The 24936-nt window shown below is 57.0% G+C and carries 25 protein-coding genes and 1 tRNA gene; 13 read left to right on the forward strand and 13 right to left on the reverse strand.

Annotated elements, in window-relative coordinates; all coding sequences use genetic code 11:
• The first annotated feature begins 30 nt into the window (after window positions 1–30).
• From pheS to KKW20_RS03505, 7 genes are all read left to right on the forward strand, one after another.
• Window positions 31–1104 (forward strand): phenylalanine--tRNA ligase subunit alpha, encoded by a 1074-nt coding sequence (pheS, locus tag KKW20_RS03475; protein WP_214566905.1) that lies wholly within the window; start codon window positions 31–33, stop codon window positions 1102–1104.
• On the forward strand, window positions 1104–1253 hold the full coding sequence (locus KKW20_RS03480) for a hypothetical protein (protein WP_214566124.1): 150 nt from the start codon (window positions 1104–1106) through the stop codon (window positions 1251–1253). Before pheS ends, KKW20_RS03480 begins: the two co-directional genes overlap by 1 nt.
• Window positions 1250–1672: an ASCH domain-containing protein gene (locus KKW20_RS03485; protein WP_214566126.1), complete on the forward strand. Its 423-nt coding sequence runs from the start codon at window positions 1250–1252 to the stop codon at window positions 1670–1672. Before KKW20_RS03480 ends, KKW20_RS03485 begins: the two co-directional genes overlap by 4 nt.
• Before the next feature lie 23 nt (window positions 1673–1695).
• Window positions 1696–4092: a phenylalanine--tRNA ligase subunit beta gene (gene pheT, locus KKW20_RS03490; RefSeq protein ID WP_214566128.1), complete on the forward strand. Its 2397-nt coding sequence runs from the start codon at window positions 1696–1698 to the stop codon at window positions 4090–4092.
• Between the two features lie 56 nt (window positions 4093–4148).
• Entirely contained in the window at window positions 4149–4598 is a 450-nt protein-coding gene (locus KKW20_RS03495; RefSeq protein ID WP_214566130.1) for a YtoQ family protein, read from the forward strand.
• A gap of 109 nt (window positions 4599–4707) precedes the next feature.
• On the forward strand, window positions 4708–5136 hold the full coding sequence (gene mscL / locus KKW20_RS03500; protein ID WP_214566131.1) for a large conductance mechanosensitive channel protein MscL: 429 nt from the start codon (window positions 4708–4710) through the stop codon (window positions 5134–5136).
• Window positions 5137–5279: 143 nt separating this feature from the next.
• A tRNA-Met gene (locus KKW20_RS03505) sits at window positions 5280–5356 on the forward strand.
• An 80-nt stretch (window positions 5357–5436) separates the two neighbouring features.
• Here KKW20_RS03505 and KKW20_RS03510 read toward each other — a convergent pair.
• Together KKW20_RS03510 and KKW20_RS03515 are read right to left on the reverse strand one after the other, a co-directional pair.
• Window positions 5437–5844 carry a DUF1801 domain-containing protein gene (locus KKW20_RS03510; protein WP_214566133.1) on the reverse strand — a complete coding sequence of 136 codons (408 nt, stop codon included), beginning with the start codon at window positions 5842–5844 and terminating at the stop codon, window positions 5437–5439.
• Window positions 5845–5903: 59 nt separating this feature from the next.
• On the reverse strand, window positions 5904–6896 hold the full coding sequence (locus KKW20_RS03515; RefSeq protein ID WP_214566134.1) for an NAD(P)-dependent alcohol dehydrogenase: 993 nt from the start codon (window positions 6894–6896) through the stop codon (window positions 5904–5906).
• A 95-nt stretch (window positions 6897–6991) separates the two neighbouring features.
• Here KKW20_RS03515 and KKW20_RS03520 point away from each other — a divergent pair, with 95 nt between their 5' ends.
• Window positions 6992–7873 carry a LysR family transcriptional regulator gene (locus tag KKW20_RS03520; protein WP_214566135.1) on the forward strand — a complete coding sequence of 294 codons (882 nt, stop codon included), beginning with the start codon at window positions 6992–6994 and terminating at the stop codon, window positions 7871–7873.
• Window positions 7874–7930: 57 nt separating this feature from the next.
• Here the strand turns inward: KKW20_RS03520 and KKW20_RS03525 are convergent, their stop codons facing one another.
• From KKW20_RS03525 to KKW20_RS03540, 4 genes are all read right to left on the reverse strand, one after another.
• Window positions 7931–8362, reverse strand: a complete 432-nt coding sequence (locus KKW20_RS03525) for a universal stress protein (RefSeq protein ID WP_214566136.1) — start codon at window positions 8360–8362, stop codon at window positions 7931–7933.
• Window positions 8359–10971, reverse strand: a complete 2613-nt coding sequence (locus KKW20_RS03530) for a TRAP transporter permease (protein ID WP_214566137.1) — start codon at window positions 10969–10971, stop codon at window positions 8359–8361. Before KKW20_RS03530 ends, KKW20_RS03525 begins: the two co-directional genes overlap by 4 nt.
• Before the next feature lie 100 nt (window positions 10972–11071).
• Entirely contained in the window at window positions 11072–12040 is a 969-nt protein-coding gene (locus KKW20_RS03535; protein WP_214566139.1) for a TAXI family TRAP transporter solute-binding subunit, read from the reverse strand.
• 16 nt (window positions 12041–12056) lie between these two features.
• Entirely contained in the window at window positions 12057–12944 is an 888-nt protein-coding gene (locus tag KKW20_RS03540) for a MurR/RpiR family transcriptional regulator (protein WP_246534429.1), read from the reverse strand.
• 124 nt (window positions 12945–13068) lie between these two features.
• Between KKW20_RS03540 and KKW20_RS03545 the strand changes: the two genes are divergently transcribed.
• Together KKW20_RS03545 and KKW20_RS03550 are read left to right on the forward strand one after the other, a co-directional pair.
• Window positions 13069–14388, forward strand: coding sequence for an aspartate aminotransferase family protein (locus tag KKW20_RS03545; protein WP_214566141.1), 1320 nt, complete (start codon window positions 13069–13071; stop codon window positions 14386–14388).
• Complete coding sequence (locus tag KKW20_RS03550; RefSeq protein ID WP_246534430.1) at window positions 14388–15158, forward strand: beta-keto acid cleavage family enzyme; 771 nt, start codon at window positions 14388–14390, stop codon at window positions 15156–15158. The genes KKW20_RS03545 and KKW20_RS03550 overlap by 1 nt, the downstream gene beginning before the upstream one ends.
• Before the next feature lie 67 nt (window positions 15159–15225).
• Here the strand turns inward: KKW20_RS03550 and ald are convergent, their stop codons facing one another.
• Complete coding sequence (gene ald, locus KKW20_RS03555) at window positions 15226–16344, reverse strand: alanine dehydrogenase (RefSeq protein ID WP_214566144.1); 1119 nt, start codon at window positions 16342–16344, stop codon at window positions 15226–15228.
• A gap of 156 nt (window positions 16345–16500) precedes the next feature.
• On the opposite strand from ald, the gene KKW20_RS03560 reads away from it, so the two are divergent.
• Complete coding sequence (locus KKW20_RS03560; protein ID WP_214566146.1) at window positions 16501–16959, forward strand: Lrp/AsnC family transcriptional regulator; 459 nt, start codon at window positions 16501–16503, stop codon at window positions 16957–16959.
• Between the two features lie 110 nt (window positions 16960–17069).
• Here the strand turns inward: KKW20_RS03560 and KKW20_RS03565 are convergent, their stop codons facing one another.
• On the reverse strand, window positions 17070–18323 hold the full coding sequence (locus KKW20_RS03565) for an MFS transporter (RefSeq protein WP_246534431.1): 1254 nt from the start codon (window positions 18321–18323) through the stop codon (window positions 17070–17072).
• A gap of 97 nt (window positions 18324–18420) precedes the next feature.
• Between KKW20_RS03565 and zapE the strand changes: the two genes are divergently transcribed.
• Complete coding sequence (gene zapE / locus KKW20_RS03570) at window positions 18421–19515, forward strand: cell division protein ZapE (protein ID WP_214566148.1); 1095 nt, start codon at window positions 18421–18423, stop codon at window positions 19513–19515.
• Window positions 19493–19624 carry a hypothetical protein gene (locus KKW20_RS16615; RefSeq protein ID WP_281422112.1) on the forward strand — a complete coding sequence of 44 codons (132 nt, stop codon included), beginning with the start codon at window positions 19493–19495 and terminating at the stop codon, window positions 19622–19624. Before zapE ends, KKW20_RS16615 begins: the two co-directional genes overlap by 23 nt.
• Before the next feature lie 159 nt (window positions 19625–19783).
• On the opposite strand, the gene KKW20_RS03575 is transcribed toward KKW20_RS16615, so the two are convergent.
• The 5 genes from KKW20_RS03575 to KKW20_RS03595 all read right to left on the reverse strand — a co-directional run bounded on the left by KKW20_RS03575 (window position 19784) and on the right by KKW20_RS03595 (window position 24871).
• Complete coding sequence (locus tag KKW20_RS03575) at window positions 19784–20602, reverse strand: LysM peptidoglycan-binding domain-containing protein (RefSeq protein WP_214566150.1); 819 nt, start codon at window positions 20600–20602, stop codon at window positions 19784–19786.
• Window positions 20599–21228, reverse strand: coding sequence for a rhodanese-like domain-containing protein (locus tag KKW20_RS03580; protein WP_214566152.1), 630 nt, complete (start codon window positions 21226–21228; stop codon window positions 20599–20601). The genes KKW20_RS03575 and KKW20_RS03580 overlap by 4 nt, the downstream gene beginning before the upstream one ends.
• Before the next feature lie 284 nt (window positions 21229–21512).
• Window positions 21513–22793: a bifunctional folylpolyglutamate synthase/dihydrofolate synthase gene (locus KKW20_RS03585; protein ID WP_214566154.1), complete on the reverse strand. Its 1281-nt coding sequence runs from the start codon at window positions 22791–22793 to the stop codon at window positions 21513–21515.
• Window positions 22794–22911: 118 nt separating this feature from the next.
• Window positions 22912–23862, reverse strand: a complete 951-nt coding sequence (accD, locus tag KKW20_RS03590) for an acetyl-CoA carboxylase, carboxyltransferase subunit beta (RefSeq protein ID WP_214566157.1) — start codon at window positions 23860–23862, stop codon at window positions 22912–22914.
• 25 nt (window positions 23863–23887) lie between these two features.
• Complete coding sequence (locus tag KKW20_RS03595; RefSeq protein ID WP_214566158.1) at window positions 23888–24871, reverse strand: type II CAAX endopeptidase family protein; 984 nt, start codon at window positions 24869–24871, stop codon at window positions 23888–23890.
• Window positions 24872–24936: the final 65 nt, after the last annotated feature.

Here is a 24936-nt window from a genome sequence, read left to right on the forward strand (position 1 = left end):
GTTGGTCGACAATTTGGTCAGGGAATGAACATGGACGATCTGAGGCATAAATACATCGAAGCCGTGGCGGGTGCTGCGGATGAGGCGACACTGGAAGACATCCGGGTACAGGCCGTCGGCAAAAAGGGCGAAGTGGCGCTGAAAATGCGCGAGCTGGGCAAAATGACGCCCGAAGAACGCCAGATCATGGGCCCGAAACTGAACGCCCTGAAGGACGAGATTAACTCGGCCATTTCCGCCAAAAAATCGTCGCTGGCGGATGCCGCCCTTGATGAACGGCTGCGCACCGAATGGCTGGACGTGACCCTGCCGGGCCGCCCCGCGCGCCAAGGCAGCGTTCACCCGATTTCACAGGTCACAGAAGAGATCAGCGCGATCTTTGGCGACATGGGCTTTTCTGTCGCCGAAGGGCCGCAAATTGAAAGCGATTGGTACAACTTTGATGCGCTCAACATCCCGCCGCACCACCCCGCGCGGCAGGAATTTGATACGTTTTACATGCACCGGGACGGTGCGGACGAGCGTGCGCCACATGTGCTGCGCACCCACACCAGCCCCGTGCAAATCCGCGCGATGGAAAAGCAAGGCGCGCCCATTCGGGTGATTGCGCCGGGCCGCGTGTACCGATCAGATTACGACCAGACCCACACGCCGATGTTCCATCAGGTAGAGGGGTTGGCGATCGACAAAGACATCTCGATGGCGAACCTGAAATGGACGCTGGAAGAATTCTGTCGCGCGTTTTTTGAAATCGACGGGATTGAACTGCGCTTCCGCGCCTCGCATTTCCCGTTCACGGAACCATCCGCCGAAGTCGACATTCGTTGTTCTTGGGAAGGCGGCACGCTGAAGCTGGGCGAAGGCGACGACTGGATGGAAATTCTGGGCAGCGGCATGGTGCATCCAAAAGTGCTGCAATCGGCGGGCGTTGATCCTGACGTCTGGCAGGGCTTTGCCTTTGGCCTCGGCATCGACCGTCTGGCCATGCTGAAATACGGCATCCCCGACCTGCGCGCGTTCTTCGACAGCGACCTGCGCTGGCTGCGCCACTACGGGTTCAGCGCGCTTGACGTGCCAACCATGCGTGGGGGGCTGTCGCGCTAATGCCCATTTGGTTGAACATCCTTCTGGTGCTGGCGCTGTGCGGGCTTGTCCTGTGGGGCATGCGTGGCCTTGCCAGATCCATTGATCAATCGATGGAAAACTCAGAGACGGATGAAGGTGCAGCGGATGGTAAAGAGGGCGAGCAATGACCGATGACATGGAAGACCTGCAAGTCACTTACCCCGGTGCGGGGACGTTTAAGTTTGGCGACAGCGCCAAGCTCTCGGCCCGGTTGCTGGACCTTGTGCGCGAGGGCAAAAAACGGGCCACTTGCGGCGCGCTGGCGGAGTTTAAAGACGATCCCGACGCGATGCCAAAAGTGGGCCGCACCGATATCGCCGCCAATTGGGATGGCACCCCGGCGCTGGTGATCAAAACGGTGAAGGTCGAAGAAATCCGCTTTTGCGATGTCACCGAAGAGATGGCTTTGGCCGAGGGCGAAGATGAAACACTCGCCGGATGGCGCAAGGGCCACGAGGCCTATTTTACCCGCAACGGCGGGTTTGACCCTGAAATGATGCTGGTGTTTGAGCATTTTGACCTGATTGAGGATTTGGCAGACCGCTGAGCGGTGCCGACGGAGGATACGACATGAAATTCACTCTTTCCTGGCTGAAAGATCACCTTGAAACCACGGCATCCGTGGATGAGATCGCCGAGGCCTGCACCGATCTGGGGCTTGAGGTCGAAGAGATTTCGAACCCGATGGACCGCCTGGGCGCGTTCACGTTGGCCAAGGTCACACACGCCGAAAAGCACCCCGATGCGGACCGTTTGCGGGTTTGTACGGTTGCGACCAATGAAGGCGATAAAACCATCGTTTGCGGTGCACCAAATGCGCGCGAAGGCATCACCGTGGTGCTGGCGAAACCCGGCGACTATGTGCCGGGCATCGACGTCACACTGTCTGTCGGCAAAATCCGCGGTGTCGAAAGCCACGGCATGATGGCGTCGGAACGCGAACTGGAATTGTCCGACGAGCATGACGGTATTATCGAGCTGCCCTCGGGTGAGGTTGGCGATCGCTTTGTCGATTGGCTGGCGGAACACAACCCCACCAAAGTCGACCCGGTGATTGAGATCGCGATCACGCCGAACCGGCCCGATGCGCTGGGCATTCGCGGCATTGCCCGCGATCTGGCGGCGCGCGGTCTGGGCGAGATGAAGCCGCTTAAGGAACACAAGGTCGAGGGCCGTTTTGACAGCCCAATCAATGTGACCATCGCCGATGACACCGCTGAGGATTGCCCCTTGTTCATGGGGCGCCTGATCAAAGGTGTGAAAAACGGGCCCAGCCCCGCGTGGTTGCAGGCCCGTCTGAAGGCGGTTGGTTTGCGGCCGATTTCGGCGCTGGTCGATATCACCAACTTTTTCACCTATGACATGAACCGGCCGCTGCATGTGTTCGACGCGGACAAGGTGACGGGCGATCTGATCGTGCATCGCGCCAAGGGTGGCGAGACGTTGGTTGGCTTGGATGAGAAGGAATATACCTTCGGCGAGGGCATGGTTGTGATCTCGGATGAGGCGGGTGTGGAAAGCATCGGCGGCATCATGGGGGGCCTGTCCACGGGCTGTACTGAGGACACCACCAATGTGTTTCTTGAGGCGGCGTTTTGGGAAAATATCCAGATCGCCAAAACCGGCCGCGCGCTGAAGATCAACTCCGATGCGCGCTATCGCAATGAGCGTGGGATTGATCCTGCGTATAACGCGCCCGCGATCGAGGCTGCGAGCCAGATGATCCTTGATCTTTGCGGTGGTGAGGCGTCCAACGTGGTTGTGGCCGGGGCCGAACCGGATGTAAGTCGCGCCTATAAGCTTGATACCGACCGGGTGCAAAGCCTTGTCGGCATGGACATTCCGGCGGATGAGCAACGCAAAACACTGACCGCGCTGGGCTTTGTGCTTGATGGCGATATGGCCCAAGCGCCCAGCTGGCGTCCAGATGTGTTGGGGTCGGCGGACCTGGTGGAAGAGGTGGCGCGGGTGGCCTCCCTGACCAAGCTGGTGGGCAAACCCTTGCCGCGTACCCATGTGGGGGTGCCAAAGGCGATCCTGACGCCGATGCAGAAACGCGAAGGCATGGCGCGCCGGACTGTGGCCACATTGGGCTACAACGAATGTGTGACCTATAGTTTCATCGACCAAGAGGGGGCGGCCCGGTTTGGCGGCGGCACCGATGCGGTCAAACTGGCCAATCCGATCTCGTCTGAAATGAGCCATATGCGCCCCTCGCTTCTGCCCGGTCTGTTGGCGGCGGCGGCGCGCAACCAATCGCGCGGCTTCATGGATTTAGCGCTGTTTGAGGTCGGCCCGGTGTTTCACGGCGGTGAGCCGGATGAATATGAGGTGATGGTCACCGGGATCCTTGTGGGCCACACCGGCCCGCGTGATCGTTTTGGCGCGCGTCGCCCTGTGGATGCGTTTGACGCCAAAGCGGATGTCGAGGCGGTGTTGGCCGCAATCGGCGCGCCCGCCAAGCTGACCTATGTGCGTGAGATGAACGAATGGTGGCACCCGGGGCGCGGGGCCAAACTTGGTCTTGGGCCGAAAAACATCCTTGGCGCCTTTGGCGAATTGCACCCGAAAACCATCGAACAGTCTGGTGTGAAGGGCCCGGTTGTGGCCTTTGCGGTGCATCTGGCCAAAGTGCCCTTCCCGAAAGCCAAGGGAACCGGGCGTGGCGCTTTGGATGCATCGGATCTGCAACCGGTGGAACGTGACTTTGCCTTTGTGGTCGACGACACGGTTGAAGCGATCAAGCTGGTGAATGCCGCCGCGGGAGCGGACAAAGCGTTGATCGCTGACGTGAATGTCTTTGACGAATTCATTGGCGGATCCTTGGGCGAGGGTAAGAAATCGCTCGCGATCACCGTGCGCTTGCAACCGCGTGACGCGACGCTGACCGACAAAGATATTGAGGCGGTCAGCACAAAGATCGTGCAAAAGGTCGAAAAGGCCACCGGCGGCGCGTTGCGCAGTTAAGACATAAAAACGGTCCCCAGACATCTGCGGGGCCGTTTTCATTTGGGAGGACTGACATGACTTTATCCGTATACCTATCTGGTGAAATTCACACCGACTGGCGCGAACAAATCATCGAAGGGGCCAAAGGGCTCGATGTGACATTCTCCGCCCCAGTGACCGATCACGACGCGTCTGATGATTGCGGTGTTGCCATCCTTGGCGAAGAACCCAACAAATACTGGCACGACCATAAGGGCGCGATGGTGAACGCCATCCGCACCCGCAAAGGGATTGAGGATGCGGATGTGGTGGTGGTGCGTTTTGGCGAGAAATACCGCCAGTGGAACGCGGCTTTTGATGCCGGTTATGCTGCCGCGAAAGGCAAATCGCTGATTGTTTTGCAACTGCCCGAACATGATCACGCGCTGAAAGAGGTTGACGCCGCCGCCCTTGCCGTCGCCCGCGAGCCGGGACAAGTGGTTGAGATTTTGCGTTATGTCCTCACAGGTTCGCTTCCCACCTAAGGGGAGCCAGCGCGCGCGTTTCCCCTATTTCCCAACGACAACTTGGGGCAAGTTTGGTATTGTATAACTGCAGGGAAAACCTGTGCGCGAACAAACTGAAGGGGACAACATGCTTAAAGAATTCAAAGATTTCATTGCCAAGGGCAATGTCATGGATATGGCCGTCGGTATCATCATTGGGGCAGCCTTTACCGCCATCGTGAAATCCATGGTGGGGGATCTGATCAACCCGTTCATCGGGCTTTTCATGGGCGGCGTGGACTTTAACAATATGTATGCCGTGCTGGCCGGCGATGTGGCGGCAGGGGCGTCACTGGAAGCCGCGCGTGAAGCGGGCGCCGCTGTCTTTGCTTACGGTGCCTTCATCATGGCCATCATCAACTTCCTGATCATCGCCTTTGTGGTGTTCATGTTGGTGCGCTACGTGAACAAAGTGAAAGAGGCCACCGCCAAGGAAGAAGAGGTCGTTGAAGCGGCCCCCGCTGGCCCAAGCGAGGTCGATTTGCTGACCGAGATTCGCGATGCATTAAAGAAATAATCTCGCAAAATTGCGAATTCAAAGGGCACCGGGATCGTGGTGCCCTTTTTTTTGTGCTCACGTATGATTTCTTGGGGCGAAAGGCGCAATTTCCATTTGACACCGCGCGCCCTGCGGCCTACTTACCGCCCACGATATGAGACGGCGTGGTAGCTCAGCTGGTTAGAGCACAGCACTCATAATGCTGGGGTCGGTGGTTCAAGTCCACCTCACGCCACCATATCAGGCCAGGTCCGGCGCAAGCGGGAAACCAGCAAAAGAAAGCCCCGCCAATTGGTGGGGCTTCTTTTGTTTTAGCGGCTATTTCAAATGATATGTCAGCGCGCGTGAAATCAAAAATCTTAGCTTTTCCAAGGGCAGATCATCCCCGGCGCTAAACACGACAGCACGGTTGCCATCAAAGGTGAAATCATTGGGAAACAGGGCCTGAAAATCAGACATGATGCTGGTTTGGCAATGGGTGAAAATCGCAAACCCGCCCGACTTTGGACAGCCCAACCGAAGTGTGCTGCCCGCCTTGGTTTTCTCGGTCAAATAGGACGGTTGCCCCCATTTTAGGGTCTCAGTAATTGGCCCAACGCCCGGGGTGTTTGCCGCTGTCTCGAAAATCAATTGCCGAAGGTCACCCAACGGGTCTTGTACGTCTGGTGGCAAGTCTTCAAATGCGCGGGCAACGTCTTTGGGTGGGGCGGGAGGTTTGGGTGTCATCCCGTCAGCATAGGGTCCGGGTCGACCGTCGCAAGCCCCACCCCCCCGCGCTCCTGACGTCAGCTGTCATCTGTGACCACCACAACGTTCCCGCGTTTGTGCCCTGCCTCCATATGGCGATGGGCGTCAATGAGGTCGGACAGCGGATAGCTGCGGCTCATGACAGGGGCCAGCAGACCCGCATCAATGGAGGACAAGATTGCGTCCAACATCTGTCGCAGCTTGTCAGGCGGCAACAATCCGGTGGCCGAGAAGCGTGCTTTGCGCGCCCCAAAACAAGACGTGCGCAGCATGGCCCCCACCAACGGTAGGCTCAGAACCGGACAGACATACCGCCCCTGCGCGGTCAGGGCGTGTTTGGCGTTGGCATAAGAACTGACGCCAAGAGTGTCATAAATCACATCAAATTGCGCGGCTTGGTCCAGCGCATCCTCGCGGGTGTAATCCACCACATGTGCGGCCCCGAGCGCGGCAACCATCCCCGCATTTTTTGCGCTACAAGTCCCGGTGACATCTGCGCCAATGTCATGGGCGATTTGCACCGCTGCGCTGCCTAGGCTGCCGGATGCGCCAAGGATCAACACACGCTCCCCCGCCCGCAATTGCGCCACATGGTGCAGGAAATTCCACGATGTCAGCACGCCGTCACATAGGGTTGCGGCTTGATCATGGGGAAGGGTGGCGGGCTTAGGCAGGATGACACCCTCTTGGCTATGGCAAATATGGCTTGCGTTGGCGCCAAACTGCGTTCCGGCCTCGCCAAATACGGCCTCGCCCAGCGTGAAGCGTGTGACGTCAGGGCCGACCGCGATCACCTCGCCAGAAAATCCGGTTCCAACCAAGTCATTGCGCGGGCGGCGCAGCCCCAGAAAAAGGCGGGCAAACCGCGGCGTGCCGGCGCGCATCATGCCATCCGCACGCGTGACGGCAGAGGTGTGGATGCGAATGAGCACCTCGTTCTTCTGCGGTGTGGGTATGGGACGGGTCACGGGCACCATCACCTCTGGAGCGCCGTAGTTTGTGATTTGCCATGCGGTAAAATGGGCGTGCATCTTTTGATCCTTTCGCTGTTGAAAAGGATTTAGTGGACAAATTGCGCCCCAAACACTGGCGGAAATGGTCCAGTACGGTTAAAATATGTTCCACTATGCTTGATTGGAAATCTCTTCCCGCGTTTCTCGCCGTGGCCCGCCACGGGTCATTGCGCGCCGCTGCTGAACAGATGGGCGCAACCCACGCCACGATGCGACGTCAGGTTGAAGCGTTAGAGGCACGCCTTGGCGCGCAACTCTTTCGGCGCGGGACGGATGGGTTTCACCTGACAGCCGCCGGGCGCACGTTGTTGCCGGATGCACTTGAGGCGGAAAGCGCGCTGCTCAAGGGGTTCAACGCCGTGCAAGGGTTGGATCGCGAGGCGTCAGGCCGTATCCGATTGTCCGCCGATCCGATGACCGCGCATTTCTTGCTGGCGCCTGTGTTGGCTGATTTTTCGGCGCTGTATCCCGATATTGAGATTGAGCTGAACCTGTCTTTTGATATCACATCGATTGAAAAGCTGGAAACGGATGTGTCGATCCGGCATGTGACGAAGGTCGATGAGGATGTGGTGGGGCGCATGCTTTTCCCGCTGTCGATCGGTATTTATGCAGCACGAGAGTATCTGGACCGCGCGCTTCCAAAGGCTGGCCCAAAGGGGCAGGGGCTGACCTGGATCGGCTATGGCCCTGTGCCTGAATTGCAGCATTTCATTGATACGTCCCCCTTTCCAAAAGCGCGGGTGCGCCACCGGGTTCCGGACCCGGAAATGCACCTGCATATGGCGCGTGCGGGTGCAGGGATGACGGTGCTTGCGTCCTGGGTTCAGGCGCGTTTTCCGGAGTTGCAGCGCGTGCCCGGCACCGATCTTGATACGCGCCGGTCCACTTGGGTGCTGTTGCACAGCGATCTGCGCCGTGTGCGGCGGGTACGTCTGTTTGTTGATTACCTTTGTGCGGCCCTGATGGAGCGACGGGCGGATTTTATTGGGTGATGCAAAAGAAAACGGGCACCCGAAGGCGCCCGTTTGTTGGTGATAAAGCGTGCGGTTTTACCGAACCACGTAAACCGAAGCATCCGAGTGGCGCACAATGCGCGCCGCATTTGGCCCCAGAAGATAGTCTTTGAAATCTGGGCGATGCGCCCCAATCACAATCAGATCTGCTTTGTTCAGTTTGGCGGTTTGCAGCACTTTTTCGTAGACCGAGCCAATGGCGACCACACGGCGCGCCCTGGCGTTTTCATCCGCTCCTAATGCATCCTCTACCATTTTGGACAAAAGCTCGTTTGCTTTGTCTTTGGCGGTCGAGATGTGGTGCTCTTCGAAATAGGCCCCTACAACGCTTGCCCCAAAGTCTGGCACAACGGTGATCACATCAAGCGACGCCCCATCCAATGCGGCCAGCTTGGCGGCGATTTTTAGAACTTTTTGGTCCTCTTCGGGGCGGTTGATGTCAACGGCACATAGAATGGTTTTGGTCATGCTGTTGCTCCTTGGGTTTCAAGTTTGCGGGCGCGTCCGGTTTGCAGGAACGCAACCAAAGCCAAAAGCAGAAGGGCCGGAATAAAGATCAGCTCTTTTGGCATTTGGATGGCGGTTGCTTGCACGCTTGTGATGGCCACAGGATCGTCACCGTAGAAGTCAAATGACGACAGTTTATCCGACAGCTCGGTGCCAAAGGATGGCTCGTCCAGCTTTTGAACGTCGCCTTCAGGAACCAGTATCAGGCCAAGGGCGGCCATCCGGGCGTCTGCACCATCGGCATCTGGAACAATCAGTGGCACGGTCAGGTCTTTCACCTCAAGCGTGTCAAAGTCTGGGCCCGATATCACTGTGCGCAGTTGGCTACCGGGTTCAGCGTCTGCCAAGGCTTGTGCAAAGCTTGCCGGGGCGATGTCGTCAAACGGTGGCTGGATTTGGTCCATGAAGAACCCCGGCCGGAACAGCGCAAAGGCGACAACCAGCAAGGCCACGGTTTCCCAGACTTTGGTTTTGGTCAGGAACCAGCCCATCGTCGCCGCGGTGAACACCAGAATGCCGACGGTTGCGACGATAAAGACGATTACGCCTTGATACCAGGTGACATCAATCAGCAAGAGGTCCGTGTTGAAGATGAACACAAAGGGCAAGGCGACGGTGCGCAAACTGTAGAAGAACGCGATGAAGCCTGTACGGATGGCATCGCCACCAGACACAGCCGCCGCCGCAAAACTTGCAAGTCCCACAGGGGGCGTCACATCCGCCATGATCCCAAAGTAGAATACAAAGAGATGCACGGCGATCAGCGGCACAACCAGCCCAGATTGCGCGCCAAGTTCCACGACCACGCCAACCATAAGCGAGCTGACCACGATATAGTTCGCGGTGGTCGGCAGGCCCATGCCAAGGATCAGCGACAGGATCGCCACAAAGATCAGCATGAGGATCAGATTGCCGCCCGAAAGGAACTCTACAAAGTCCGCCATAACCTGACCAATACCGGTCAGCGATACGGTGCCCACGATGATCCCAGCGGTGGCCGTTGCAAGGCCGATGCCGATCATATTGCGCGCACCATCAATCATGCCTTCGATCAGGTCCATAACACCTTCGCGCATGCGGGAAATGGCGTTCAGCTCGCCCCGGAACATTGCCTTCAGGGTCTTTTGCGTCAGCAAAATGCCAAACAAAAGCATGGTGGCCCAGAATGCGGACAGCCCGGGCGACTTTCGTTCAATCATCAGAAAGTAGACCAGCACGATGATGGGCATCAGATAGTACAGGCCGGATTTGTAGATCTTGGCCACATCAGGAAGCTCAACCACTTCTGCGTTGGGATCGTCTGGTTCCAGATCTTCGGTTTGCGCCGCGAGATAAACGAGGCCCACATAGATGACCAAAAGCAATAGCGTTAGAACCAGGCCTGACCCTGCTGGAAACAAAGATACGATCCAACCCACGGGGAATTGCGTTGCGTAACACAGCGCCGCGAAGCCCGCGAAAAACACGAACATGCCGCCAATGGTGCGGCCCATCGAGACCACTTTGTTGCCGATGGTCGGCATGTTGGTTTTCACCGCTTCAAGGTGCACGATGTAGACCAACGCGATGTAAGAAATCACGGCGGGCAAAAAGGCGTGGGTGATCACTTCGACATAAGAAATGCCCACATATTCCACCATCAAGAACGCCGCCGCGCCCATCACGGGGGGCATGATTTGCCCATTCACGGACGAGGCCACTTCGACCGCACCCGCTTTTTCAGCGGAAAACCCAACACGCTTCATCAAAGGAATGGTGAAGGTCCCGGTGGTGACCACGTTTGCGATCGATGACCCTGAAATCAGGCCGGTGGCGGCAGAGCCAACCACAGCTGCTTTTGCCGGGCCGCCGCGCAGGTGACCCAACGCGCCAAACGCCATTTTGATGAAATAGTTGCCCGCGCCAGCCTTATCCAAAAGCGCGCCGAAGAGCACAAACAGGAAGACAAATTTGGTCGAGACACCCAAAGCGATGCCAAAAACACCTTCGGATGTGATCCACATATGGCTCATGGCTTTGCGCAAAGATGCGCCCGCCCAGCGGATCTGATCCGGCACCACCTCTGAGGACCCCCAGAACACATAGCACAGAAACACAATCGCCAAGCCGACCATAACCGGACCCAAGGTGCGGAACGCGGCAATGAATAAAAAGATCAGGCCAGCCAAAGCGAAATAGGCATCTGACGCATCCGCCAAGCCACCGTTGCCAACGATCTTTTCATAAAAGAAGAACCCGTACATGGCCAGAAACGCCCCGCCGAGCCCCAACGCCCAATCATACCACGGGATGTGGTCGCGTGGGCTGGATTTGAACAGTGGATAGGCCATTGCTGCCAGAAAGACCGCAAATGCCAGATGGATTTGGCGTGCATTGTTGATCAAGTCGCCGCTGAGCACATAGTTGGAAATGGGCGATGCCAAAAGCACCTGAAAGACGGCCCAAACCAAGGCCACACCCGCAATCATCAATCCGACCCAGCCGGTTGGTGCGCGTGCGCCGCTGTCGCTTGCGGCCACCAGTTCCTGAAGCTCTTCTTCGCTTAAGGCGCGATTTTCGCTGTCAGCCATGAACGTTCTCCCCGTTCGATATGTAAATTTTTAATTGTACGTTTTTGGCCCCCAAAAAGGGCAGCTGGGCCAGAGGTTCCCCCCCGGCCCAGTCGTTTGCTTATTTGATGATACCAGCTTCGCGGTAATACTTCTCAGCGCCGGGATGCAGTGGGGCTGACAGACCGGCAGTCGCCATTTCCTTGGGGTCAAGGTTGGCAAAGGCAGGGTGCAGACCTTTGAAGTCATCGATGTTTTCAAAGACCGATTTCACCAGCGCATACACAACATCATCCGATACTTTGTCTGAGCTGACAAAGGTTGCGCCCACACCAAAGGTGGCCACGTCCGCGTCATTGCCGCGATACATGCCACCCGGAATGGTGGCCGCACGATAGAAGGAATTGTCCTCGATCAGTTTGGCAACTTCGGGGCCGGACACTTCTACAAGCACGGAATCACAGGCTGTGGTTGCTTCTTGGATCGAACCCGATGGGTGACCAACGGTGTAAACCATTGCGTCGATTTGATTGTCGCAGAGGGCTGCGGACTGTTCGGACGCCTTCAGCTCGGTGGCCAAAGCGAAATCATCCATGGTCCAGCCAAGGGCGTCGACCAGAACTTCCATCGTGCCCCGCTGACCAGAACCAGGGTTGCCGATGTTGACGCGTTTGCCTTTCAGGTCGGCAAAGGTTTTGATGCCACTGTCGGCACGGGCCACAACGGTAAAGGGCTCTGGGTGTACGGAAAATACGGCGCGCAGACCTTTGAATGGGCCAGCATCTTTGAATTTCGAGGTACCGTTATAGGCGTGGTACTGCCAATCAGACTGCGCCACACCAAATTCCAGCTCGCCTTCGCGGATGGTGTTGATGTTGTAAACCGAGCCGCCGGTTGATTCGACCGAACAGCGCACGCCGTGTTCTTTACGGCCTTTATTCACCAGGCGGCAAATCGCACCGCCGGTTGGGTAATAAACACCCGTCACGCCACCGGTCCCGATGGTGATGAATTCTTCGGCAAAGGCTGCCGGGGCCATGAGACCCGCAGCGGCCAGGCCGATTGCGGTGATTTTCAGCTTGTGGAACATTTAATTTCTCCCCTGTTCACTTGGTTGCTGATGTAACTGTCTCTTCGTCCGAAACCTCGGACAAAAGACGGTTGCTATCCTCGACGTCCGCGATGCGCAAGCGGGCCTTTTCGCCGGATCGGCTGACAAGTTTGCCAATCAGGACCTCCGCTAGAAACAACGTGGAAACGTAAGAAGAATAAAAATGCGGGCTATCTGAGGGAACCACAAATCCCGCATGAGCGTGGCTGAGCGCGGGGCAGCTGTGCACATCTGTGATGACAATCACATAGGCTCCGCGTGCGTGCGCAATTTCGGCGGCTTTAATGACGTGGGCCGCAAAGGGCGGTTTGGTCACAACAATCAACGCGTCTTGCGATGAGATGTTGCTTAAACCGCTTCCCAAAGAGGCGCCCATCCGGCCCAGAAGCTGCCAGTTTTCGACACACATATTGGCCATGTAGCTCATGTATTCGATGATCCCAGTCGACCCCAATGCGCCAAGCAAATTGACGCGCCGTGCCTGACACAGCCTATCCACGGCGCGATTTAAAAGCTCATGGTCAATGCTTTCGGACAGCTGATTCAGATTTCCCTGACAGGCGGACAGATGCGCCGCCATAAAGTCAGATTTTCCGACACCATGGTCGTCCTGAAGGCGCTGGGCGCGATCGGCGAAATTATCAATCCGGCGGCCGATCTTTTGGCGAAATTCTTCGCGCAGATCATCAAGGCCATCATATCCCAATGCACGGGACAAGCGCGTGTAAGCCGCTGGGGATCGTCCACTGGCCTTTGCAATCGCTCGAAGCGGACGGGTTGCTATGTCGACCGGATTTTGCAGCACAAAATCCGCCGCCCCCTGCAACGTATCCGTTAGGTCGCCATAGCGGGCGGCCAATCTTTGTTCGAACGTTTTGGTCAAGCTTCCCCCCTGAAATGGCAGCCTGCGACGTATTGTTTCAGGGATTGTTCATTTTGTTTCACTCCATGTCAACTCTTGACTGATTTGTTTCAATCGCGCTATGGCGAATGGGAATGAGGACGCCATGACACATATATTTCCACGCCACACCAAGCTTAACCCACCCGTCGCAGAGCGCGGAGAGGGCATCTATCTCATTGATAAATCAGGAAAGAAATACCTTGATGGGTCCGGCGGTGCGGCTGTGTCATGCTTGGGGCACTCTGATCCCGATGTGCTGGACGCCATGCGCGCGCAGATGGAGAAGCTGTCCTTTGCGCACACGGGGTTCCTGACATCCGAACCCGCCGAATCGCTTGCGGACCGTCTGATTGCCCATGCGCCAGAGGGCATTGAACGGGTCTATGTGGTGTCCGGCGGGTCAGAAGCGGTCGAAGCGGCGCTTAAGCTTTCGCGTCAATACATGATTGAAATCGGTCAGCCACAGCGCAGGAAATTCATTTCGCGCAAGCAAAGCTATCACGGCAATACGCTGGGGGCTTTGGGCACCGGCGGCAACATGTGGCGCCGTGAACCGTTTGATCCGGTGATGGTCTCGGCCAGTCATATCAACGCCTGTTACGAATATCGCCTGCGCGAAGAGGGCGAAACCGAAGAGGACTATGGCCTGCGCGCGGCAAATGAGCTTGAGGCCGAATTGCTACGCCAAGGCCCCGAAACCGTGGTGGCCTTTTTGGCCGAACCTGTTGTGGGCGCAACCGCTGGCGCGGTGCCCGCCGTGAAAGGGTACTTCAAACGTATCCGCGAGATTTGTGATCAATATGGCATCCTGTTGATCTTGGATGAGGTCATGTGTGGCATGGGCCGCACGGGCACGCTGTTTGCTTGCGAACAGGATGAGGTGTCGCCAGATATCTTGACCATCGCAAAGGGACTTGGCGCGGGGTATCAGCCGATTGGTGCGATGCTGTGCTCCGGCAAGATCTATCAGGCGATCGAAGAGGGATCCGGTTTTTTTCAACACGGTCACACCTATATTGGCCATCCCATTGCCGCTGCCGCCGCAGATGCGGTTGTGAAAAAACTTACCGAAGGCGGGATGGTCGCGCGCTCGGCGCAAATGGGTGCGGTGCTGCAAAATGCGTTGCTGGCAGAGTTCGGCCAGCATCCAAATGTGGGGGACATTCGCGGGCGCGGCATGTTCCGTGGGTTAGAACTGGTGCAGGATCGCGACAGCAAAACCCCCTTTGATCGCAGCTTAAACGTTGCGGCTCGGCTGAAGAAACAAGCGATGGCCAATGGGTTGATCTGTTACCCGATGAGCGGAACCATTGATGGTCAATCAGGTGATCATGTCCTGCTCGCCCCGCCGTTTATCATCACCGAGGATCAAATCGCCGAGCTTGTCTCGAAGCTGACGCAATCACTGAGGGACGTTCTGTGATGGCGTTGCCGCGTATCATGGTTGCCCCCAATGGGGCGCGAAAGTTGAAAGCCGACCACCCCGCTGTGCCCCTGACCGAAGATGAGATTGTCGCCTGCGCGCGCGATTGTTTCGTGGCGGGTGCGGATGGGTTGCATCTGCATATTCGTGACGCGGATGGTGGGCATTTGTTGGACGCAAAGACGTACCAATCTGCGGTCAGCGCGGTGGCGCGTGCGGTGCCGGACATGGCCATCCAGATCACCACCGAGGCGGTTGGGACTTACGGAACCGAGGTGCAAAAACAGGTGGCGTTGAATTCCGGCGCCAGCATGGTGTCGGTGTCCATCGCTGAGATGTGTCGCGATGGTGAGCATGCGGCACAGTTGTTTTACGCAGAATGCGCCGCCCGAGGGATTGCCGTTCAGCACATTCTTTATGACGTCGCGGATGCCGCCCTGTTGGCCCGTGTGCTGCCTGAAGCTTTGTTCCGGGCGGGGGCTTTACAGGTGTTGTTTGTGTTGGGGCGTTACAGCGAAAGCCAAACCTCTGACCCGGACGAATTGACGCCGTTTTTGGATTGGATGTCGCAAGAAGACCTTTCCCCGGATTGGGCGCTGTGTGCCTTTGGTCCACGAGAAACGGAGTGTCTTGCGCGCGCGTCCGAGGCCGGGGGGAAATGTCGGATCGGGTTTGAAAACTCGCTTTTTATGGCGGATGGGCGTGTGGCCAAAGACAATGCGGAACGTGTGGCGGAATTGGTCGCACGGCTCGCGTCGGACGGTCGGTAAGTTACCCCAAAACAAAAAACGCCGACAGGATGCTGCCGGCGTTTTTCTTTGGTGGAGGGGGGCTGGATCAGATTTCCAGAGCTTGCTCGCCGGTGATGCTTTCCATACCTAACGCCTCGCCAACGGCCGCATAGGTCAGTTTGCCCGCGTGTACGTTCAAGCCGTTCAAGAGGTGCTTGTCAGCAGCACAAGCGGCTTTCCAGCCTTTGTCGGCCAAGGCCAGCATGAAAGGCATGGTCGCATTGCCAAGCGCGATGGTCGAGGTGCGTGCAACGGCGCCCGGCATGTTGGCCACGCAATAATGCATCACGCCGTCCACTTCATAGACAGGGTCTGCGTGGGTGGTGGCTTTTGAGGTTTCAAAGCACCCACCTTGGTCGATTGCAACATCCACCAGAACCGCGCCGGGTTTCATGGTCGACAGCTGCGCGCGGCTGATCAGTTTGGGGGCCGCCGCACCCGGGATCAGAACCGCACCGATGACCATGTCGGCGGTGGTGATCAGTTCAGCCGTGGCCGCAGCGGTGGAGTATTGGTTCTTGAAGGTACCGCCGAAAACGTCGTCAAGATAGCGAAGGCGTGGGATTGAACGATCAAGGATGGTCACATCTGCGCCCATGCCAGCGGCGATTTTCGCAGCATGCGTGCCAACGACGCCACCGCCGATCACAACCACTTTGGCCGGACCAACACCGGGAACGCCACCCATCAGAACGCCGCGACCGCCATTGGCTTTTTGCAAGGTCCACGACCCAACTTGGGGGGCCAAACGACCGGCAACTTCGGACATTGGGGCCAGCAAAGGCAGGCCGCCACGGTCGTCGGTTACGGTTTCATAGGCGATGCAGGTCGCGCCAGAAGCGAGCAGATCTTTGGTTTGCTCGGGGTCGGGGGCGAGGTGCAGGTATGTGAACAACAGCTGACCTTCGCGCAGCATCTTACGCTCAATCGCTTGGGGTTCTTTCACCTTTACGATCATGTCGGCTTTGGCGAACACTTCTTCCGCGGTGGCGATGATTTCAGCACCAACCGAGGTGTAATCTTCGTCAGAAAACCCAGCGCCCATGCCGGCGTTGGTTTCAACAATCACCGAATGACCGCGGCCAATGGCTTCATGTGCGGCGGCGGGGGTCAGCCCCACACGGAATTCTTGGGGTTTGATTTCTTTCGGGCAACCGATCAGCATGGGAAAATCCTCCGCTCCCTGAGCATTGTTTTTAAACTGCCCTAATTTTGTGCAGATCCCCCGTGCAATTGCTTTGTAAATTACACCGCATTTCCACTGGTATTGACGAAGGAATGAGCGTAAATTGCGTGTTCTACGCAAGGAATGTGTGAGAATATGGAATTAGACAGCATAGATCGTCGTATCCTTGGGGTGCTTCAGAAGACCGGAAGAATCTCTAATGCGGACCTGTCAGACCGGGTGAATCTGTCGCCATCAGCCTGTCATCGGCGGGTTCAGCGGCTCGAGGCGGAGGGGTTTATCAAAGATTATGTGGCGCTTTTGGATGCGCGCAAAATGGATTGCCCCTCGACGATCTTTGTCGAGATCACCTTGTCGGGGCAAGCGGACGAGCTGTTGGATGCGTTTGAGCGCGAGGTCGCTTTGGTGCCGGACGTTTTGGAATGCCACTTGATGGCGGGCAAGTCGGATTACCTGTTGAAGGTGGTTGCAGAAGACACCGAAGATTTTGCCCGCATCCACCGACAGTATCTCGCGCGCTTGCCGGGGGTGCAGGGCATGCAATCCAGCTTTGCCCTGCGCACTGTGTTTAAAACCACGGCGCTGCCGGTCTAAAGCGTTTCGAGATTAAGTTGGATCACAACTTGATTTCGAAACGCCCACATCATGGATAGGTTCCGCGCGTTTCGACATATTGTCGTGCCTCAACAATAAGTCGAAATGCTTTAGGCGATGCGCGCTTTCAGGGCGACCTCTTTCACCGGCAAATGCACAATTGCAGAAAACGCCCCGACGCCCACGCCGATCCACCACACAAAGGTATAGTCGCCAAAGGTGTCATACATGCGCCCACCGAGCCAAACGCCCATAAAGCTGCCCAATTGGTGGCTGAAAAAGACGATGCCATAAAGCGTGCCCATGTACCGAAGCCCATAGATATGCGCGACGAGACCAGATGTCAGCGGCACCGTCGCCAACCAAAGCGACCCCATGGTGATCGAGAAAAGGATCACGGTGGTCGGTGTGATGGGCATCAGGATGAAGGCCGCCGCAACGATGGTGCGCAGGGTGTAAATGATCGCCAGCAGGTATTTCTTGGAATAGGTCTTGCCCAGATATCCCGCAAACAAAGTGCCGCCGATATTGGCCAGACCAATCAAGGATATCGAAATCGCCCCAAGGGCTGAGGTGGTGGACACGCCCAATGAGGCAAGCGTGCCTGACGGATCAATGCTGCCGCACATCTCGGTCACAAATGCCGGGAAATGCGCGGTGATAAACGCGAGCTGATAGCCGCAGGAAAAGAAACCAAGGAAGATCAGTGAGAAACTGGGATCACGTAATGCTTTGACAAGGATCTGGCCAAGGCTGTCTTCCAGCTCGGCTTTGCTGGCCACCTCGTCGGTTTTCATCAGCGGTAGCAGCGCAAGGATCGCAAGGATGGCCGCCGCAAACACCACAAAGACGTTCTGCCACGACATTATGCCCAGAAGATACTCTGCCAGCGGGGCGCCAAACACTTGGCCAGCAGAGCCCGCCGCCGTGGCAATCGCCAGCGACATGGAGCGGTTTTCATCGGATGAGGCACGGCCCACAACGGCCAAAATCACCCCAAAGCCCGTTCCCGCAATACCAAAGCCAACGGCAATTTCCCAAAATTGGTGGGCCTCCGGCGTGACCGCAAAAGATGAGGCCACCAAGCCAACAGCATAGATCAAGGCGCCCATGATGATGGCTTTTCGGTCGCCCATCTTTTCGGCAATGGCCCCAAAAATCGGTTGGCCGATGCCCCACGCAAGGTTTTGGATCGCAATCGCCAATGAGAACTCGGCCCGAGGCCAGTTGAATTCTGTCGCGATCGGAATCTGAAACACGCCAAACGACGCCCGGATCGCAAAGCTGACAAGGATGATAAGACAGCCGGCCACAAGGACGGGGGTCAAAAGCGGCGCGCGCGCGGGGGACATGTTCTGGGTCATTTGATTAACATCGCAAAATTGTCCGCGCGGTCAATTCTTTGTTTTTGATGTCTCGGTTCACCTTTCCTTATCTGACGTGGCGTTTTATGCATTTCACATGAGCAGTTTGTCAGAAATTTACCAAGATCTGGTCCAAAAGGGCGCGATCACACCCGATCCCGCGCAGGTGGCCGTGCTGCCCGCGTTGGAAGATATTCGTTGCCATCTAGAGGCCGTGCCGAAGCGGAAACGGGGCATTTTGGGCGGGCTTTTTCATAAACCCGCAAATGTGCCGCAGGGGCTGTACCTATGGGGCGGCGTTGGGCGGGGCAAATCCTGGTTGATGGATCTGTTTGTTGAAAACCTGAACATCCCCGGTAAGCGCCGCGTGCACTTCCATGCGTTTATGCAAGAGGTGCACGAAGGCATGAATGCGGCGCGCAAAACCGGTGTGGATGACCCGCTGGCCCCGGTGGCTGAGAAGATTGCCGCAGATGTGCGCCTGTTTGCATTTGATGAGATGCAGATCACCGACATCACCGATGCGATGATTGTCGGCCGGCTGTTTGAAAAGCTGCTTGAGGCGGGCGTTGTGGTCGTGACCACCTCAAACCGCCACCCGGACGAGCTTTATAAACACGGGCTAAATCGCCAATTGTTCCTGCCGTTCATTGCGACCCTCAAAGAAGAGATGGTGGTGCATGAGCTGGTCAGCCCAAATGATTACCGCCAGGATCGGCTGGCCGGGGGGCAAGTGTATTTTACCCCTGCCAATTCCGAGGCTCGCGCGGAAATTGACGCGATCTGGTCTGACCTTTCGGGTGGTGCCGCCGAGCCTTTGATCTTGACCATAAAGGGTCGAGAGGTGGTCATTCCAGCGTTTCGCAATGGGGCCGGGCGCGCGCGGTTTCATGACCTGTGTGGCGCTATGTTGGGGCCGGGGGATTACCTCGCCATCGCAGCCGCGCTTAAGGTTCTGGTGTTCGAAGACATCCCGCGTTTGTCACGTTCAAACTTCAACGAAGCCAAACGCTTTGTGACGCTGATTGACGCGCTTTACGAGGCAAAGGTCCGCTTGATCGCCTCTGCCGCCGCCCAGCCTGAAATGCTTTATGTCGAGGGCGAAGGCTCGTTTGAATTTGAACGCACCGCCAGCCGATTGCGCGAAATGCAAGACAAGGATTGGGGCGATGACGATGGGGAACACCCATGACCCCTACGCCCCCCCCCGCGTGATCGCGCCGGTGCTTGGCCGATGTTTCGTCCGTCGCGGATATGTTGTCCCGCGCATCACCCTGAACACCCTCTTCACCGCGGACTGAGCGCATTGGGGCGCGCTTTTAGCCGATGAACAATGCGGCCATGGGGGTAAAAAGGGGGGGGGCAAAAAGGGGGCAAAAAAATGGGGCCACTCGAAAGTGACCCCTGGGTCGGTATTCCAGACTGCTCGTTAGGCTTCCGACCGTATTCCAAATGTAGCGTCAGACACCCGTGATCGCGGGGATGGTCAAACGCTGCCCTACCCGGATTTGATCCGGTCCCGGCAACAAGCGCCGGTTGGCTTCGTAAATTTGGGTGAACTTCGCAGCGTCGCCGTAAAACTTATGGGCGATGGCGCCAAGGCTGTCGCCGCGTTGCACGGTGTAAAACCGGTATTGTACGGTTTTGCCCGCTTGTTGAACCACGCGCACCTCAACCCCCGCGCCACCGGCAATCACATCGTCACTCGGCGCTTCGGCGGTTTCTCCCGCTGCGGCGCGGGCCAGTTGCGCGATCATTGTTGCTTTGTCCACTTCGCCTTCTGCGGTGCGCAAAGATTTCGGCACTTCGATCAAACCGCGATCAATCGCCACGCTCAGCAACGCGCGGATCTCTGCGTCTGACTGGCCGTTGCCCAAGGGGGTGGCCTGTGTAACGTCGCCCGTATTTTCCGGAATCGGAGCGATGCCCAAGCCCGCCAGAACCGACGAGGTCATGGCCCGCATTTGATCTTCGCCTGCGTTGGCGCTTGGCGCGGGTTCACTTTTTTTCACGCCCAGACCGGCCAGAACTGAATTGGTCATATCCAGCAAATCAGAGCTGGTGTTTGCCGTCTGTGGCGGCACTGCGCTGACCGTGGCGGACACATTTGCCACATTGGTGATCGGTTCCGCCATTTCCGCAGGGGCAGCTTGCGGGACGGCTGGCAAAGCCGCGCTTTCATCCGTCTTGCCGGGCTGCAAAAAGACCAAGCCAGCGATCGCAACGGAAAACCCGCCTGCGATGATCATGTATTTGTACATTGTGCGATCTTCAATCAATTGTTCGCCCCCGTCATGGTCAAACCCAGCAGCTTCCAAACTTGGATGCCGCCGCGATAATATTTAATTTTGTCAGCGGGATAGCCCGCATCCAATAATCCGCGAATGGCGCGGGGGCTTTGATCGCACCAAGGGCCATTACAAAAAAGAAGAAGGTCGGTGGCGGCCGCAAAGGTCCAGCTGTCACCATTTTGCACCCCGCCAAAGGCGCGCAAAATCTCGTTGCGATAGGGGTTCTTGGGCTCAAGCGTTTCCGACGGCACATTCAACGCCCCGGGGATGGAGCCTTTGGAAAACCAATCTGGCGTGCGGGTGTCCAAAAGAAGCCCGGTGCCAGAGGACACGGTTGTTTTCAGAAAGTCGATGACTTCCAGCTCGCCAACCGTCGCAACGCCGTCTGCGGCGCTGATGGGGGTCACGCAAGACGGCGGACACGCGCGCGAGGTTTTTGAAAACTCGGGATCAATAAGATGGGCGGGGTCCTGGTTGCGTTGGATTGTGACGGTTTGCCCCTTTACCGGGAAACTTGTTTCCGCCATGTCCGCCGTAATCTTTACGCTTTGAGCGTAGATCGGCGCACTTGTGATCACAAGCGCCAAAGCGGCGCTTTTTAACACACGAACCATGAGACCCCCCAGTCTTCTGTACTGCTCGACAGGCCTGTTCGCTAAGTGAACTATTATGCCCGTAGAATGGTCCATATATAGAGTTTAACAGGGTAACTCGTCAACATTATGGGGTGATTTCCAGATGTGCCTTGCCGAAGGCGGAAAAAGCGAGTCGTTTCAGTGGGATGAGTCGCAAAGCTCATTTGTCTTTGAATCGAAACGGAAATTTTTTTTGTGATCACGGATCCCAAAAAACAGAAAATTTGCTGTATTCGCCCCCGCCATCGGCTGATTTGCGCAAATCAGCCGTTCCGTTTCAAGACATCGCCAGCCAGATAAAGGGACCCGCAAATCAGGATGCGACAGGCCGGATCCGCTGTGGTGAGTTGTTCGATGGCATGCTGCACGCTGTCCGCGGTTTGGGCGGCCATCCCGACGTTCTGTGCTTCTTGCGCGGTCACCTCGGCGGGCAGCGTGTTGGCTTCACCGGGAATGGACACAGCGGTCAGGCTGTTGGCCACAGCAGCCAGTGGGCGCAGGTATCCAGCGATGTCTTTGGTGTTGAGCATGCCGCAGATCAAATGTGTGGGGCGTTTGGGCAAATCACCAAGCACTTTGGCGAGCGTTTCCCCCGCCGCGGGGTTGTGTCCGCCGTCCAGCCAAAGGTCTGCACCCCCTGCTGCGTCAATAAGGGGCCCGTATTTCAGGCGCTGCATCCGCGCGGCCCAGGTGACGTTGGTCATGGCGGCCTCGCAGGCGCCCTCGTCAAAACCTAGCACACGCAATGAAGCAATCGCGGCCCCGGCATTTTCAATCTGATGTGGGCCGATCAAGGCAGGTAGGGGCAGGTCGAGCAAGCCGTTTTCATCTTGGAAAATCAGCCGACCACGCTCTTCCCACATGTGCCAGTGCTGACCGTGGACAAACAGGGGACAGCCAAGGCGCGCGGCTTTTTCCTCGATCACCTCAAGGGCCTCGTCCGGTTGCGGTCCAACCACGCAAGGCACGCCACGTTTCAAAATGCCCGCCTTTTCGCCAGCAATTGCCGTCAGGGTGTCGCCCAGAAACTGGGTGTGGTCGATGGAAATGGGGGTCAACACGGTCAGGGCCGGTGCCTTTACCACATTTGTCGCGTCCAACCGTCCGCCCAGCCCGGTTTCCAGCAGGGTGTAGTCGCCGGGGGTTTCAGCAAAAGCCATCAACCCCGCCACGGTGGTGATCTCAAAATAGGTGATATTCTCGCCGTTGTTTTTCGCATAGCAACGATCAAGCACTTCACTGAGCGCGTCTTCGGAAATCAACTCTCCCGCCAGCATGATACGTTCGTGAAACCGCGCCAGATGCGGCGAGGTATAGGCGTGAACGCGTTTGCCCGCCCCCTCAAGCCCGGCGCGGATCATCGCTTGCGTAGATCCTTTGCCATTGGTGCCAGCCAGGTGAATGACCGGCGGCAAATTGTCTTGCGGATTGCCCACGGCGTCCAGCAGGCGCCATACCCGATCCAACGTCAGATCAATGATCTTTGGGTGCAGGGCCATCATGCGATCAAGGATAAGGTCAGAGCTGGGCGCGGGCGTGGTCATGGCGGGATCTCATGTGAGTGGGTTTGAATGTGAAAAGGGGCCACCCTTTCGGTCTGGCCCCAATTTGGCCCGAAGTTATGCGGGCAAGTATGGTGATTTGCGACAGATCAGGCGCCGGTTACGCTTTGGCGGGCGTGTCATCTTTGTCGCCATCCGAAGCCTCGGGGGCTTCAACCGCTGGCACATCCTCAGGCTTTGGCAGATCGCCTTTGATGGCGGGGCCAAGGCCGGTGAGCATGCGCAGAATGGTGACCAGCTCGTCTTTCATCTTGCCGCGGTGTGTCACCCGGTCAAGCATGCCGTGATCCAGCAGATATTCGGCGCGTTGGAACCCTTCGGGCAGTTTTTCGCGGATGGTTTGTTCGATCACGCGTGGACCCGCAAAGCAGATCAGCGCGTTCGGTTCTGCAATATGAACGTCGCCCAGCATCGCGTAAGACGCGGTCACACCACCGGTGGTGGGATGGGTGAGCACAACGATATAAGGAAGGCCTGCTTCTTTCAGCATCTGCACCGCAACCGTGGTGCGCGGCATTTGCATCAGGGACAAGATCCCCTCTTGCATCCGGGCGCCACCTGCGGCGGAGAAAAGAACAAGCGGGCGTTTGGCGGCGACAGCGCGTTCAGCGGCCGCGATGATTGCGTTGCCCACATACATGCCCATAGAGCCGCCCATGAAGCTGAAATCCTGGGCGGCAGCAACGATTGGCGTGCGACCAATTTCGCCCTCGGCCACCAGCATCGCTTCCATTTCACCGGTCGCTTTGCGGGCACCTTTCATGCGCTCAGGGTATTTTTTCTGATCCTTAAAGGTCAGCGGGTCGTCAACCGGGGCAGGCACCGCCACCTCGGTGAAAATGCCGCCGTCAAACAGCCCAATGAAACGTTCACGCGGGGTGATGGCCATATGGTGATCGCAATTGGTGCAAACATTCAGATTATCGGCCAGTTCCCGGTGGAACAGCATGGTGCCGCATTCTTTACATTTGGTCCAAAGGTTCTCAGGCACCTCGCGGCGCGAAAACAGCGAGTTGATCCGCGGACGGACATAGTTCGAGATCCAGTTCATCACCTAATCCTCTACCGGTTTCGCCCTAGTTAGTGTCCTTGGGCGGGTTTTGCAATTCCTCGACGTCAATTGAGGCCGCATTTGCTTTTTGACGCGTCATATGCCGCCAGATCACAAAAGCCACAACCATTGAAATGGTTTGCATCACAATTGAGATGCCCACAAAGGGCCCGTCCAACTGTGGTGTGGTCAGATAAAGCGACAACCCATCCAAGCTGCCGGCATTCCCGAGCACCAAAAGCATTGCATTGTTGGCCATATGCAAGCCTGCCGCCGCACCAATATTGCCCGTTTGTATCGTGATCAAAGCAAGAATGATCCCCACCACACTTGTATGTAGCACATAGAAATAGGCGTTTACACCATAGGTGCCGGGGTCGAAATGAAGGGTGCCAAAGATGAGCGATGGGACGACGGCCCAAATCCAGACAGACGAAAATCGCGCTCGTAGCTGTTGTAACAGATAACCGCGAAAAACGAGCTCCTCTGCCATGATCTGAATGAAGATCAAGGCTACCGTGGGGACCAGCAACATGACCCATATCATAAGGGGCATGTTCTGAATTGTCTCAATCTCGCCTCCTTCTGGCACGGGAAAAAGACCTGTCGCTTCCAGCCCAGAGGTGATTGCAGACAAGGTCCAAGCTGCCAGCAGGCCAAAGAGAAAATGTCGCCAGTTTACCCGTCCAAGTGCGCCAAAAAGGCTGCGATAGGGACGTTTGTGCAAATATCGGGTCACCAGCCAAAGCCCAAGATGATAGCCAAGGAAGGTGGCGAAAAACACCATTGCCTTAGCGGGCGTGTTGGCCGCGACAATTCCCTGCGGTGTGACGCCAATCGACCTTGCCCCCACCAGGATGATGCCAAAAGTGGCTGCAAAAAAGGCCAGATGGATCAGGAAAAGACCCAAAAGGCTGCGCCAAATCTCGGCGCGTTTCACGGCAGGCTGCCAAAATGGCTGAGGGGTTAGATTAGAGTTTGGCACAAGGCGTCCTTTGAATTTCTTCAAACCTTACCGGGCTTTGCGGGTATGGCAACGGGGAAAACGATGAAAATGTCGACTTGTCCGGGCAG

Origin of the sequence: Aliiroseovarius lamellibrachiae (assembly GCF_018599245.1) — a bacterium.
GTDB classification, from domain to species: domain Bacteria; phylum Pseudomonadota; class Alphaproteobacteria; order Rhodobacterales; family Rhodobacteraceae; genus Aliiroseovarius; species Aliiroseovarius lamellibrachiae.

Excerpts from the sequence above, each read along its gene's own strand:
- mscL (WP_214566131.1), top strand. The coding sequence starts at position 4,708 with ATGCTTAAAGAATTCAAAGATTTCATTGCCAAGGGCAATGTCATGGAT.
- KKW20_RS03480 (WP_214566124.1), top strand. The coding sequence starts at position 1,104 with ATGCCCATTTGGTTGAACATCCTTCTGGTGCTGGCGCTGTGCGGGCTT.
- KKW20_RS03565 (WP_246534431.1), bottom strand. The coding sequence starts at position 18,323 with ATGACCCAGAACATGTCCCCCGCGCGCGCGCCGCTTTTGACCCCCGTC.
- ald (WP_214566144.1), bottom strand. The coding sequence starts at position 16,344 with ATGCTGATCGGTTGCCCGAAAGAAATCAAACCCCAAGAATTCCGTGTG.
- pheT (WP_214566128.1), top strand. The coding sequence starts at position 1,696 with ATGAAATTCACTCTTTCCTGGCTGAAAGATCACCTTGAAACCACGGCA.
- zapE (WP_214566148.1), top strand. The coding sequence starts at position 18,421 with ATGAGCAGTTTGTCAGAAATTTACCAAGATCTGGTCCAAAAGGGCGCG.
- KKW20_RS03525 (WP_214566136.1), bottom strand. The coding sequence starts at position 8,362 with ATGACCAAAACCATTCTATGTGCCGTTGACATCAACCGCCCCGAAGAG.
- KKW20_RS03535 (WP_214566139.1), bottom strand. The coding sequence starts at position 12,040 with ATGTTCCACAAGCTGAAAATCACCGCAATCGGCCTGGCCGCTGCGGGT.
- KKW20_RS03580 (WP_214566152.1), bottom strand. The coding sequence starts at position 21,228 with ATGGTTCGTGTGTTAAAAAGCGCCGCTTTGGCGCTTGTGATCACAAGT.
- KKW20_RS03485 (WP_214566126.1), top strand. The coding sequence starts at position 1,250 with ATGACCGATGACATGGAAGACCTGCAAGTCACTTACCCCGGTGCGGGG.
- KKW20_RS03530 (WP_214566137.1), bottom strand. The coding sequence starts at position 10,971 with ATGGCTGACAGCGAAAATCGCGCCTTAAGCGAAGAAGAGCTTCAGGAA.
- accD (WP_214566157.1), bottom strand. The coding sequence starts at position 23,862 with ATGAACTGGATCTCGAACTATGTCCGTCCGCGGATCAACTCGCTGTTT.
- KKW20_RS03545 (WP_214566141.1), top strand. The coding sequence starts at position 13,069 with ATGACACATATATTTCCACGCCACACCAAGCTTAACCCACCCGTCGCA.
- KKW20_RS03520 (WP_214566135.1), top strand. The coding sequence starts at position 6,992 with ATGCTTGATTGGAAATCTCTTCCCGCGTTTCTCGCCGTGGCCCGCCAC.
- pheS (WP_214566905.1), top strand. The coding sequence starts at position 31 with ATGGACGATCTGAGGCATAAATACATCGAAGCCGTGGCGGGTGCTGCG.
- KKW20_RS03550 (WP_246534430.1), top strand. The coding sequence starts at position 14,388 with ATGGCGTTGCCGCGTATCATGGTTGCCCCCAATGGGGCGCGAAAGTTG.
- KKW20_RS16615 (WP_281422112.1), top strand. The coding sequence starts at position 19,493 with ATGACGATGGGGAACACCCATGACCCCTACGCCCCCCCCCGCGTGATC.
- KKW20_RS03585 (WP_214566154.1), bottom strand. The coding sequence starts at position 22,793 with ATGACCACGCCCGCGCCCAGCTCTGACCTTATCCTTGATCGCATGATG.
- KKW20_RS03560 (WP_214566146.1), top strand. The coding sequence starts at position 16,501 with ATGGAATTAGACAGCATAGATCGTCGTATCCTTGGGGTGCTTCAGAAG.
- KKW20_RS03495 (WP_214566130.1), top strand. The coding sequence starts at position 4,149 with ATGACTTTATCCGTATACCTATCTGGTGAAATTCACACCGACTGGCGC.
- KKW20_RS03510 (WP_214566133.1), bottom strand. The coding sequence starts at position 5,844 with ATGACACCCAAACCTCCCGCCCCACCCAAAGACGTTGCCCGCGCATTT.
- KKW20_RS03515 (WP_214566134.1), bottom strand. The coding sequence starts at position 6,896 with ATGCACGCCCATTTTACCGCATGGCAAATCACAAACTACGGCGCTCCA.